Here is a 12,478-nt window from a genome sequence, read left to right on the forward strand (position 1 = left end):
TTTACTTAATTTACTTAATAATTTGCGAGTGAAATTCTTGCAATGAACTTACTTGTGAAGTAGCCTTAGCATTAAAGGATATAGTTGTAGCTAATCCTCCGTTTATCGTCGTGTCGTAATAAACTTTATAGTGCAAAGCACTACGTCTTATAAGTTTAGAATCCTCAATTGCCTTGCGTCCAGAGGTAGTATTGATAATATAGCTGTATTCACCGTTTTTAATTCTGTCAAGAATGTGTGGTCTTCCCTCATGAATTTTATTTACAAGACGAGGATTGATACCTGCCTCACCTAATACAATAGCTGTACCATGGGTTGCGTCTAGCTCAAATCCTTGTTTAAGGAGCTTAGCAGCTAAATCTACTATTCGTTCTTTATCGTAATCACGAACAGATAACAAAGCTCTACCTTTTTTATTAATGTACGATTGACTGCCTAATTTAGCCTTAGAAAAAGCTTCTGCAAATGTTCTTCCTATTCCCATTACCTCTCCTGTAGATCGCATTTCTGGACCTAGAATTGGATCTACTCCATGAAACTTATTAAATGGCAACACTACCTCTTTTACTGAGTAGTATGGTGGAATAACCTCATGTATAATTCCCTGTTCTATTAGAGATTTACCGACCATTACTCTAGCCGCAACTTTTGCTAAAGCTACACCAGTAGCCTTAGAAACAAAGGGTACTGTACGAGCAGCGCGAGGGTTTACTTCAATTAAATAAACTTCATTATTTTTTACAGCAAATTGTACATTCATAAGGCCTATTACATGCAGTTCAAACGCTATTTTCTCTACCTGAGAACGAATAATATTTTTAATGTCACTGTTCAGCGTATATGTTGGTAATGAACAAGCTGAATCTCCAGAGTGTACTCCTGCCTGTTCAATGTGCTCCATAATCCCACCAATTAATATGTTTTTACCATCGCAAACTGCATCTACGTCTACTTCAATAGCATCATCTAGGAATCGATCCAGTAACACTGGGGCATCATTTGATACATTAACTGCATCGTTGAAATAACGCATTAGATCAATCTCATCATACACAATTTCCATTGCTCGTCCTCCTAGGACATAAGAAGGACGGACCACTAGCGGATAACCTATCCTAGATGATTGTTCTATTGCTGAATCAATGTTATTTACAGTAGTATTTTCAGGTTGTTTTAATTTTAAACGTTTGACAACTTGCTGAAATAGTTTCCTATCTTCTGCAAGATTTATAGAATATGGGCAAGTACCTATTACTGGAACATTTTCTTTTTCAAGAGCTAGTGCTAACTTTAGCGGTGTTTGACCTCCGTACTGTATAATAACGCCTTTAGGTTTTTCAATACGTACGATTTCAATCACGTCTTCTAGTGTTACAGGTTCAAAATATAGCCTATCGGATATATCATAATCTGTAGAAACTGTCTCTGGATTACAATTTACCATAATAGTTTCATAACCATCTTCCCGTAGCGCTAGTGATGCATGTACGCAACAGTAATCAAACTCTATACCTTGACCTATTCTGTTTGGTCCCCCGCCTAGTACCATAATTTTTTTAATATTTTTACAAGGATATGATTCACATTCTTCATCATAAGTAGAATACATATAGGCAGTTTCAGTAGCGAACTCAGCAGCGCAAGTATCTACTCTTTTATATACTGGATGTAAATTATAGCTTTCGCGTAATTTTCTAATTTCAGTTTCCGTTAGTCCAACTAAAGTTGCTAACCTAGCATCAGCAAATCCTTTACGTTTTAGCTTACGTAGGTAAGCTGCATTAAGTGCATTTATACCTCTATCTGATACATCAGTTTCTAGTTTTACTAGATCTTCAATTTGTACTAAAAACCAGCGATCAATATTAGTTAGTTTAAAAATTACATCTACAGACATACCAGCGCGGAATGCGTCTGCAACATACCATATGCGCTCGCTACCAGCGTTTTTTAGTTCACGTCGTAAAATGGTCAACGCTTCTGGATCATCGATATTTACTTTGGGATCTAACCCGCTGACACCTAATTCTAATCCTCGTAATGCTTTTTGCAGTGATTCTTGCTGATTACGTCCAATAGCCATTACCTCACCCACAGATTTCATCTGTGTGGTAAGACGATCGTTGGTACCAGAAAATTTCTCAAAATTGAAACGAGGAATTTTTGTTACTACATAATCGATAGATGGCTCGAAAGAAGCAGGAGTGCGTCTTCCAGTAATGTCGTTCATTAATTCATCTAATGTATATCCTACTGCTAGCTTAGCTGCTATTTTAGCGATAGGAAAACCTGTGGCTTTAGATGCAAGTGCAGAAGATCGTGAAACTCTTGGGTTCATTTCAATAATAACAAGCCTGCCGTTTTTAGGATTTACTGCAAATTGTACGTTAGATCCGCCATTTTCTACACCAATTTCACGCAATACCGCTATTGAGGCACTACGCATAATTTGGTATTCTTTATCTGTTAGGGTTTGTGCCGGTGCAACAGTTATTGAATCTCCGGTATGGATGCCCATAGGATCGATATTCTCAATAGAACAAATAATAATAGAATTATCTTTTCTATCGCGTACTACTTCCATCTCATATTCTTTCCAACCTATAAGCGACTCATCTATTAGTAATTCAGTAGTAGGCGACAAATCTAGACCGCACTTACAAATTTTTTCAAATTCTTCTCTATTATAGGCAATACCGCTGCCTGTACCCCCCATAGTGAATGATGGACGTATAATACAGGGAAAACCTACATTTGCAGCAACTACTAACGCTTCATCTATAGTATGAGCAATACCAGACCTAGCAGTTTCTAAACCTATTTTTTTCATTGCATTATTGAAACGTTGTCTATCTTCTGCTTTATCGATAACATCAACAGTAGAACCAATTATTTCTATACTAAATTCTTTGAGTATGCATTTACGTGCTAGTTCTAAAGCACAGTTTAACGCTGTCTGACCACCCATAGTAGGTAATAGTGCATCAGGCCTTTCTTTCTTAATAATTTTATATATTACTTCCCAATGAAGAGGTTCAATATAGGTTGCATCAGCCATTTCAGGATCAGTCATGATGGTTGCAGGATTTGAATTTACTAGAATTATGCGGTAGCCCTCTTCACGTAGTGCTTTGCATGCTTGTGTGCCTGAATAGTCAAACTCGCATGCCTGTCCAATAACTATAGGACCAGATCCTAATATTAAGATACTTTTTATATCGGTACGTTTTGACATTTTATATTCCTAAAAAATCGATAATCTTTGATTAACTTAATAAAATAGTCAAATAAAAATGCAGCGTCATGCGGTCCAGGACTTGATTCAGGATGACCTTGAAAGCTAAAGGCAGGTTTATCGTTGCGATGCAACCCTTGCAGGGTGCCGTCGAACAGTGAAATATGGGTTACTCTAATTGTGGGAGGCAGAGTTTTATCGTCTACAGCGAAGCCATGATTTTGGGCAGTTATTATAACTCTATCTGTAGATAAATCTTTTACAGGATGGTTACTGCCATGGTGACCGAATTTCATCTTTATTGTTTTTGCTCCACTTGCCAGCGCTAGTAATTGATGACCCAGGCAGATACCGAATATTGGAATATTAAGATTCAGTAAATTCTGTATTGCAGTGATTGCATAAAAGCAAGGAGCAGGATCACCGGGACCGTTAGATAAAAAAATGCCTTCAGGGTTCATTTTTAATACAGTTTCAGCTGTAGTCTGTGCAGGTACTATGGTTAAACGACAGCCTCTATCTACTAGCATGCGCATGATATTGCGCTTAATACCGTAATCATAAACAACTACATGATAAGGAAGATCTAGAGAAGGTGCTGGTAATCCTTTCTCTAGAGTCCAACTTCCCTGAGTCCAACTGTATGGGACGTTGGTACTAACTTCTTTTGCTAAATCTATGCCGTTTAACCCTGTAAATTTTCGAGCTTTGTGTAAAGCTAGTTGTTCATCTTGAGTATCATCAGCAATGATACAGCCATTTTGTACTCCTTTTTCTCGTAGCAAACGAGTTAATTTACGAGTATCAATATCAGCTATACCAATAATATTTTGTTGCTTAAGGTAAGTTGATAAAGACAACGTACGGCGAAAATTGCTATCGATAATAGGGAGATCTCTGATAATCAACGCCTGAGCCTGCACATGAGGTGATTCATTGTCTACTTCATTGATGCCAGTATTGCCGATATGGGGATAAGTAAGAGTAACAATTTGGCGTGAATAAGAAGAATCAGTTAGTATTTCTTGGTAACCAGTTATTGAAGTATTGAAAACAACTTCTCCTACCGCCGTGCCCTCTGCTCCAATAGAGCGTCCATGAAATTTAGTTCCGTCTTCTAGAACCAAGAGCGCTGAATTCATAAATTCAATACCCCTAAAATTAATTTTATTATTTTATATGATTTATTAATTATTTTATATTAAGCACATGGGTCATATCGAATATACCTTTTTTTTGACTAGATAACCAAACTGCAGCGCGAACTGCCCCGCTAGCAAAAGTCATTCTACTTGAAGCTTTATGGGTAATTTCTAATCTCTCTCCTATCGAGGCAAATATAGCTGTATGCTCACCTACAATATCTCCAGCTCGGATTGTAGAGAAACCAATACTTTTTTCTTTTTGCTCTACGGTATTTTTTTCGCGACAGTACACAGCTACACTATCTAGATCGCGTCCCAGTGCACCAGCTAGGGTTTCTCCTATAACTAGTGCCGTGCCAGACGGGGCATCTATTTTATTACGATGATGCATTTCTATAATTTCTATATCTGCATCATTTCCAATTACTTTGGCAGCTTTTTCCAGTAATTTAAGCATTAAATTAATGCCAACGCTAAAATTTGCAGCAAATACGATGCTAGTATCCTGCGCAGCTAAGTTAATAATTTTTTTTTGAGTATGGCTAAAACCAGTTGTGCCGATAACAATACCTTTTTGATAACTTCTGCAAAAATCTAAATATGTGAGACTCGTATCAGGACGAGTAAAATCTATAAAAATATCAAAATCTTCTTTAATTTCATTAATATCGCTCTTTATTTTTACTCCTAGTATTCCCATATTAGTTATTTTACCAACATCCATACCGTATAGCTCAGAACAATTTCTGCTTAATGCCGCTCCTAACACTACCTGCTCAGATTGTACTACTGCCTGTATAAGCTTACGCCCCATTTTTCCGCTAACTCCAGAGACTGCGATGCGGGTTGGTTTATTGCTCATGCTAATCATATGAGATTCTCTTAAATTAATTTTATTAATCATAAAAAATTTAACATATAAGTTAAAATATATCAAAATAAGTTAAAATATATCAAAATTTTAAATTAAAATTTTGATATTCAGATTGTGACCTTACTTTTTTATAATTTTTGTCCCTTACTAACACGATCATTATCACCATAATCGCGGATAGTTACTATTCTACTAAATCCGAAATTTGCAAGCAAAGTTCTGACGTATGCCCCTTGACGCCATCCGTGTTCTAAAATCAACCAACCTCCAGGTATCAAATGTTTTATTGACTCTCTACAAATGATTTCTAAATCTTGGAAACCATTTTTACCGGAAACTAGCGATGATTTTGGTTCAAATCTTACGTCTCCTTGTGTAAGATAAGGATCGTTTTTATAAATATAAGGAGGATTACTAACCACAATATTATAATTGTGTATATTCACTGATTGAAACCAGTAACTTTCTTGAAAGTGTACATTATTTATCCCCAGAATTTTAGCGTTCTCTTGAGCTATAGAGACAGCACTAGGAATGCGATCAACGCCGGTTATATACCATGCAGGTCGCTCAAAAGCGATAGCTAAAGCAATAGCTCCGCTTCCTGTACCTAAATCTAGTACCTTAGCGCCACAAATAGGCGACATTATATCTAATGTGCACTGTACTAGACATTCCGTATCAGCGCGTGGAATTAAAGTATCAGTTGTTACTCTAAGTTTTAATGACCAAAATTCACGTTCTCCCGTCAGATATGCAATAGGTTCTCCCCGTTCCCGTCGTTCCAATAATAAATTCAGCTTTTTATTTTGTGCATCTGTCAACAAAGTTTCTCCAAATGCTAGTATTTTAGTGCGATTGGCTCCAGTAACTTGAGACAGTAAAATTTCAGCATCACGTTTAGCGCTAGGACTTTCGGATATAAGCAAACGTTTTTTAGCCTGAGTTAACCATTGTTGCCAGTTCATTGTTCAGACAACGCTATTAGCTGATCAGCTTGATATTCCTGCATTATAGGTTGGATTAGTATATCCAATTTACCTCCAATTATTTCTTCAAGCCTATACAGCGTCAGATATATACGGTGATCAGTTACTCTTCTTTGCGAAAAATTGTAGGTGCGGATACGATCGTATCGATCACCGCATCCCAGTAATTTTCTGCGCGTAGATGATTTATCCTGCTGCCTACGATTAACTTCAATAGCGCGCAACCGAGCTCCTAGTACCGCTAATGCTTTAGCTTTATTCTTATGTTGGGAGCGTTCGTCTTGGCATTCTACAACTAATCCTGTAGGGATATGAGTAATGCGAATAGCCGATTCTGTCGTATTAACATGCTGACCTCCTGCTCCAGAAGATCGAAAAGTATCGATACGCAGATCAACATCGTTTATTTTAGGTAGTTCTTTTTCTGGTACTTCAGGCATCACCACTACGGTACACACAGATGTGTGGATACGTCCTTGAGATTCAGTTTCTGGTATACGTTGTACGCGATGACCGCCAGATTCAAATTTTAATATACCGTAAGCACCTTTATTAGAAATCTTAGCAATAATTTCTTTATAGCCTCCATGATCAGCATCGCTAATGCTAACAATATCTATATTCCATTTTCTATTTTCTGCAAAACGGCTGTACATACGGAACAATTCGCCTACGAATAGTGCTGCTTCATCGCCTCCTGTGCCGGCACGTATCTCTATGAAGCATCCTCTTTCATCGTCTGGATCTTTAGGCAAAAGTAAAATTTGTAACTGCTGTTCCAATTTTTTTTTATTTAAAATAGCCTCTTGCAGCTCCTCATGAGCTATATCATGCATTTCTGGATCATTTAGTAAGCGTTCAGCTATATTAATATTCTCTTTAACTTTTTTCCAACGCCCAAAACAGCTAGTAACATCTAAAAATTGTGCGTACTCCTTCGATAATACACGAAAACGCACCTGATCTGAAATTATATTGGGATCGCTAAGTAGCGCTTCTACTTTTTTTCTACGTTCTTGTAACGCCTCTAATTTAGCTATTATGGATGACTTCATGCTAGTGATCTACTTTTTACAATTTTAAAAATATAGTTTTCATAAAATTATGATAAAGTGCGTAATTACGGTTACTACATATTTGCAGTAACGTAACGTTTTTATTGTTATATTGTTATCTATCTTGATAGATTTGTTATCTATCTTGATAGATTATTATATTATATAGCTCGAATCTTAAAAAAGATAAAGATACATAAATTTAGCATTTTTCATCTTAAATTTATTTAAGAGGTTTTTATGGTGCCCAATATAAAACTTTTTTCTGGAAATGCAACTACGGAACTAGCAGAACGTATTGCTAATATTTTAGATACAAGTCTCGGCAATGCCACCGTTGGTAGATTCACTGACGGAGAAATTAACGTGCAAATTAATGAAAATGTACGTGGTGACGATATTTTTATTATACAATCTACTTGTGCACCTACAAACGATAATTTTATGGAATTAGTAATTATGGTTGATGCACTTCGCAGGGCTTCTGCTGGACGTATCACTACAGTTATTCCTTATTTTGGATATGCGCGTCAGGATCGACGCGTACGCTCAGCACGGGTTCCAATTACAGCAAAAGTAGTAGCTGATTTTTTATCAATTATTAATGTTGATCGTGTATTGACTGTAGATCTACATGCTGAACAAATTCATGGTTTTTTTAATATGCCGTTAGACAACTTGTTTGGAAGCACCATCTTGATCGAAGATATGTTGCAGCATAATTTAGAAAATCCGATGATTGTATCTCCAGATATTGGAGGAGTTATGCGTGCTCGATCAATATCTAAGGTTCTTAATAATGCCGATATGGCAATTGTAGACAAGTACCGTTCTCGCGCTAATTTTTCACAGGTTATGCATATCATCGGCAATGTAAAAGGACGTGATTGTGTGTTAGTAGATGATATGATCGACACTGGAGGTACTTTGTGTAAAGCTGCAGAAGTTTTGAAAGAACAGGGCGCTAAAAGGGTTTTTGCATACGCTACGCATCCAATATTTTCAGGAAATGCTTATGAAAATATTAAGAATTCGTTAATAGAAACAGTTAGTGTTTGTGACACTATTCCGCTAAATCCAGCAATTAAAGCACTGCCCAACGTACGTACACTGACATTGTCTGGGATGCTAGCAGAAGCTATTCGCCGTCTTAGCAACGAAGAATCAATTTCTGCAATGTTTACCTAAAATAGTCTACAAATACCAGGTACGCTGCTGATTTTTAATAAAAAAGGTAATTAAATGAAAATTAAATTAATCGTAGGGCTAGCTAATCCTGGCACTAAATACGTAGCTACGCGCCACAATTACGGATCTTTTTATATAAAATTACTTGCTAATCGCTACCTTCAAACTTTAAAAGAGAATAGTAAATTTTATGGATATACCTGCAAGATACCTATATTAGGCAACAATATCTATCTTCTAATACCCAATACTTTTATGAATTTGAGCGGAAAAGCGGTAGCAGCAATAGCTAATTTTTATCATATTTCTCCAGAGGAGATTTTAGTAGCTCACGATGAATTAAATATGTTGCCAGGCAATGTTAAAATTAAGATTAATGGCGGTCATAACGGTCATAACGGATTGAAAGATATTATCGCCCATCTTGGGGGGAATCAATTTTATCGACTACGCATTGGTATCGGCCATCCAGGTAATAAAAATGAAGTAGTATATTTTGTTCTTAATAAGCCGCCAACAGAAGAACAAAAATTAATTAATAGTGCTATCGACGAAGCTGTTCGATGTACGGATATTATTATCAATAAAATACCATAAATATTGAATATTACCTAGTAACGCTACCAGTAAAATGCAATTATATTCTAATAATATAGAAGGTAAAATTATGAGTGTTAAATGCGGTATTATAGGATTACCTAATGTAGGTAAATCTACTTTATTTAATGCGCTAACTAATGCAAGCGTTGCAGCTGCAAATTTTCCATTTTGTACTATTGAGCCTAATATTGGAATAGTGCCAATACCTGATCCTAGGATATATCAGTTAGCCGATATTGTAAAACCACAACGTGTCGTTTTTCCTAAAATTGAATTTATAGATATCGCTGGACTATTAAAAGGTGCATCAAAAGGTGAAGGTCTAGGTAATAAGTTTTTATCCAATATTCGTAAAACAGAAGCTATTGCCCATGTAGTGCGCTGTTTTGAAAGCGACAATATTATTCATATGACAGGACAAGTTGATCCAGTAAAAGACATAGATATCATAAATACGGAACTTGCCTTATTTGATCTAGATTTGTGTACAAAAACTATTCAACAAGTGCAAAAAAGGGTTCAAATTGGCGATAAAAACGCCAGGATAGAATTGTTGGTATTAGAAAAATGTTTACCCCACCTTAAAGAGGGTGGCATGTTGCGAATGCTAAATTTTTCTAGAGACGAGAAAAGAGCTATCCGCTATATTAAATTTTTAACAATAAAACCAATAATGTATATTGCTAACGTTAGTGAAAATGATTGTAATGATAATGTTTACTTAAGTAAGTTGTGCGAGATTGCCTCTTCTGAAAGATCGATAGTAATTGCGGTATGTGCAGTAGTGGAATCCTATATCTCAAAAATTAAAAAAAAAAATCAATTTTTAGCTGATTTGGGTATTGAAGAGCCGGGATTAAACCGTATTATTCGCGCTGGTTATAACTTATTGAATCTGCAAACTTATTTTACCGCAGGTGTAAAAGAATTACGTGCTTGGACCATTCCTGTCGGAACTACTGCATTGCAAGCATCTGGTAAAATTCATACTGATTTTAAAAAAGGATTTATTCGTGTCAAAACTATTTCTTTTGATGATTTTATTACCTATAAAGGGGAGCAAGGAGCTAAAAAAGCTGGAAAAATTCGTTTTGAAGGAAAAGAATATATAGTTATGGATGGCGATGTATTAAATTTTTTATTTAATATTTAATATACAGCAATTATTTAATTTTTGTCTGAATTATTTTCAGTATTATAAAAAATTTTGACATTCATGATCATAGAATTTATTATTTATAAAATATTCCCCTGTAGTTCAGTTGGTAGAACGGCGGACTGTTAATCCGTATGTCACTGGTTCGAGTCCAGTCAGGGGAGCCAGTTTAAAGTTGTCTCTGTAGTTAAATGGATAATAATGAGCCCCTCCTAAGGGCTAGTTACAGGTTCGATTCCTGTCGGAGACGTCCTTAATATTGTTCTCAGCTGTAATATAACTTTAACCTTGTTGCGTTAATTTTTACCAACTACATTATTTCTACTGTTTCTATACCTAACAATTCTAACCCTTGTTTTATAGTACGTGCTGTAATCAATGCCAACTTAAGACGACTTTGGCGTAACGTTTCGTTTTCTGCATTAAGAATGGGACATGTTTCATAGAAGGCTGAAAAGAGCACTGATAGATTATAAAGATAGGCGCATAATACGTGGGGAGTGCCCTCTTTAGCTACGATAAGAATTGTTTCTTTTAACTGTAGAATACGAACTGCTAACTGAATTTCTTGTTCTGATTTTAGCTTAAAATTACCGTTAAGCTGAATTTGTTGTTCATCCTGGCCGCTACGTTTAAATATCGAAACGATGCGAGTGTAAGCGTATTGCATGTAAGGTGCAGTATTTCCTTCAAAAGTTAGCATCTTATCCCAGTCAAAAACGTAATCTGTAATTCTGTTTTTGGATAAATCAGCATATTTTACTGCACCGATGCCTAATACTCGCGATAATCGATCCAGATATTCAGTATTAATATCAGGATTTTTAGCTAGAATTATACTTCTGGCGCGTAATATTGCTTCTGACAGTAGTTTCGTAAGTTTTACTGTTCCTCCATCACGGGTTTTAAAAGGTTTACCATCTTTACCTAACATCATGCCGAACATATGGTGTTCTATAGGGATTGATTCAGGCACGTAACCAGCCTTGCGCACGATTGTCCAGGCCTGCATTAAATGCTGATGTTGGCGTGAATCAATGTAGTATATAATTCGATCTGCTTTTAGTTTTTCATAACGATATTTAGCGCATGCAATATCATTGGTTGTATATAGGTAAGCACCATCCTTTTTTTTTAGAATCACTCCCATAGGGTTTCCTTTCTTGTTTTTAAATTCATTAAGAAATACTATAATGGAGCCTTCACTTTCTACTGCTAGACCTTTTTTTTGCAGATCTTCTACAATATTGGGCAACATTTTATTGTACATGCTCTCACCCATGATATCGGCACTTGTTAATGTAACGTTGAGTAGATCATATATTTTTTGGTTTTGTATAATAGTAATATCAACAATTTTTCGCCACATCTGCAGGTAATACTCGTCACCAACCTGTAGCTTAACTACATATTCTCGTGCTCGCTTGGCGAAAATAGGATCTTTGTCATATTGCAGCTTTGCTGCGCGATAAAAATTTTCTAAATTCAATAGTTTTATGTCACAGTTATCTTTTATATTTTCTAAATAGGCAATTAGCATTCCGAACTGAGTTCCCCAATCACCGATATGGTTAGCCCTGATAACATTATGTCCTAAAAAGGTTAGAGTGCGCACTGAAACATCACCTATAATTGTTGAACGCATGTGGCCAACATGCATTTCTTTAGCAACATTTGGCGCTGAATAATCTACTACAATAGTCTGAGGTTCAGATCTTGAAATACCTAAACGAGGCGATGAAATAGCAGCAATAAGGTTATCTTCCAACCAGTGCGGTTCAAGAAATATATTGATAAAACCTGGACCTGCTATTTCAATTTTGCAAGCAATACCATCTAAAGCAAGTAAATCTACTACTTTAAGAGCTAGTTTTATAGACGGTAATCCTAGTCTTTTAGCAATCTCCATTACGCCATTAAATTGATAATTTCCAAATTTTTTTTTTGTAGATTGTTGCACTTTAGCTTTGCATTCTGAATGGACACCTGCATCTACTAGCGCTTGTTTAATTTTTTCTGAAAGAAATAATTGGATGTTCACCATAATACCTCTGTTGCATTGTCGGTAAGTCTTAATGTTATTTTATAAACTTTATACCTATTATATAGGAACCACACATACTTACCTAAAAAATATTTATTTTTTAGTTATTAATATTAAGTAGCTTTTTATCGGGTATCTTTAGTTAATAACTAAAACTAATTATCAATAAGCATAATAAATACAGTACCAATA

9 protein-coding genes and 2 tRNA genes are annotated in these 12,478 nt (G+C 35.8%); 5 read left to right on the plus strand and 6 right to left on the minus strand.

All coding sequences use genetic code 11. The features are described from left to right. Positions 1-10: 10 nt before the first annotated feature. The 5 genes from carB to prfA all read right to left on the minus strand — a co-directional run bounded on the left by carB (position 11) and on the right by prfA (position 7,298). A complete protein-coding gene (gene carB / locus TREMTM_RS00320; protein ID WP_083172287.1) occupies positions 11-3,235 on the minus strand; it encodes a carbamoyl-phosphate synthase large subunit in 3,225 nt (1,074 codons plus the stop codon). Further along, positions 3,214-4,377, minus strand: coding sequence for a glutamine-hydrolyzing carbamoyl-phosphate synthase small subunit (gene carA / locus TREMTM_RS00325; RefSeq protein WP_083172289.1), 1,164 nt, complete (start codon positions 4,375-4,377; stop codon positions 3,214-3,216). The genes carB and carA overlap by 22 nt, the downstream gene beginning before the upstream one ends. A gap of 49 nt (positions 4,378-4,426) precedes the next feature. Next, positions 4,427-5,242 carry a 4-hydroxy-tetrahydrodipicolinate reductase gene (gene dapB / locus TREMTM_RS00330; protein ID WP_083172628.1) on the minus strand — a complete coding sequence of 272 codons (816 nt, stop codon included), beginning with the start codon at positions 5,240-5,242 and terminating at the stop codon, positions 4,427-4,429. Between the two features lie 140 nt (positions 5,243-5,382). Continuing rightward, positions 5,383-6,222, minus strand: coding sequence for a peptide chain release factor N(5)-glutamine methyltransferase (gene prmC / locus TREMTM_RS00335; protein ID WP_083172290.1), 840 nt, complete (start codon positions 6,220-6,222; stop codon positions 5,383-5,385). After that, complete coding sequence (gene prfA, locus TREMTM_RS00340; protein WP_083172292.1) at positions 6,219-7,298, minus strand: peptide chain release factor 1; 1,080 nt, start codon at positions 7,296-7,298, stop codon at positions 6,219-6,221. The genes prmC and prfA overlap by 4 nt, the downstream gene beginning before the upstream one ends. Positions 7,299-7,541: 243 nt before the next feature. Here prfA and TREMTM_RS00345 point away from each other — a divergent pair, with 243 nt between their 5' ends. The 5 genes from TREMTM_RS00345 (at position 7,542) to TREMTM_RS00365 (ending at position 10,492) form a co-directional block, all read left to right on the plus strand. Then, a complete protein-coding gene (locus tag TREMTM_RS00345) occupies positions 7,542-8,486 on the plus strand; it encodes a ribose-phosphate pyrophosphokinase (protein WP_156763245.1) in 945 nt (314 codons plus the stop codon). A 54-nt stretch (positions 8,487-8,540) separates the two neighbouring features. Beyond that, complete coding sequence (gene pth, locus TREMTM_RS00350) at positions 8,541-9,083, plus strand: aminoacyl-tRNA hydrolase (RefSeq protein WP_083172293.1); 543 nt, start codon at positions 8,541-8,543, stop codon at positions 9,081-9,083. 70 nt (positions 9,084-9,153) lie between these two features. Beyond that, on the plus strand, positions 9,154-10,239 hold the full coding sequence (ychF, locus tag TREMTM_RS00355; RefSeq protein WP_083172632.1) for a redox-regulated ATPase YchF: 1,086 nt from the start codon (positions 9,154-9,156) through the stop codon (positions 10,237-10,239). A 94-nt stretch (positions 10,240-10,333) separates the two neighbouring features. After that, positions 10,334-10,409, plus strand: a tRNA-Asn gene (locus TREMTM_RS00360). Positions 10,410-10,419: 10 nt separating this feature from the next. Further along, a tRNA-Arg gene (locus TREMTM_RS00365) sits at positions 10,420-10,492 on the plus strand. Between the two features lie 60 nt (positions 10,493-10,552). Here the strand turns inward: TREMTM_RS00365 and argS are convergent. Then, positions 10,553-12,283 carry an arginine--tRNA ligase gene (argS, locus tag TREMTM_RS00370; protein WP_083172634.1) on the minus strand — a complete coding sequence of 577 codons (1,731 nt, stop codon included), beginning with the start codon at positions 12,281-12,283 and terminating at the stop codon, positions 10,553-10,555. Between the last annotated feature and the right edge of the window lie 195 nt (positions 12,284-12,478).

Origin of the sequence: secondary endosymbiont of Trabutina mannipara (genome assembly GCF_900090215.1) — a bacterium.
Classification (GTDB): Bacteria; Pseudomonadota; Gammaproteobacteria; order Enterobacterales; family Enterobacteriaceae; genus Mikella.

Excerpts from the sequence above, each read along its gene's own strand:
- carB (WP_083172287.1), bottom strand. The coding sequence starts at position 3,235 with ATGTCAAAACGTACCGATATAAAAAGTATCTTAATATTAGGATCTGGT.
- carA (WP_083172289.1), bottom strand. The coding sequence starts at position 4,377 with ATGAATTCAGCGCTCTTGGTTCTAGAAGACGGAACTAAATTTCATGGA.
- dapB (WP_083172628.1), bottom strand. The coding sequence starts at position 5,242 with ATGAGCAATAAACCAACCCGCATCGCAGTCTCTGGAGTTAGCGGAAAA.
- prmC (WP_083172290.1), bottom strand. The coding sequence starts at position 6,222 with ATGAACTGGCAACAATGGTTAACTCAGGCTAAAAAACGTTTGCTTATA.
- prfA (WP_083172292.1), bottom strand. The coding sequence starts at position 7,298 with ATGAAGTCATCCATAATAGCTAAATTAGAGGCGTTACAAGAACGTAGA.
- pth (WP_083172293.1), top strand. The coding sequence starts at position 8,541 with ATGAAAATTAAATTAATCGTAGGGCTAGCTAATCCTGGCACTAAATAC.
- ychF (WP_083172632.1), top strand. The coding sequence starts at position 9,154 with ATGAGTGTTAAATGCGGTATTATAGGATTACCTAATGTAGGTAAATCT.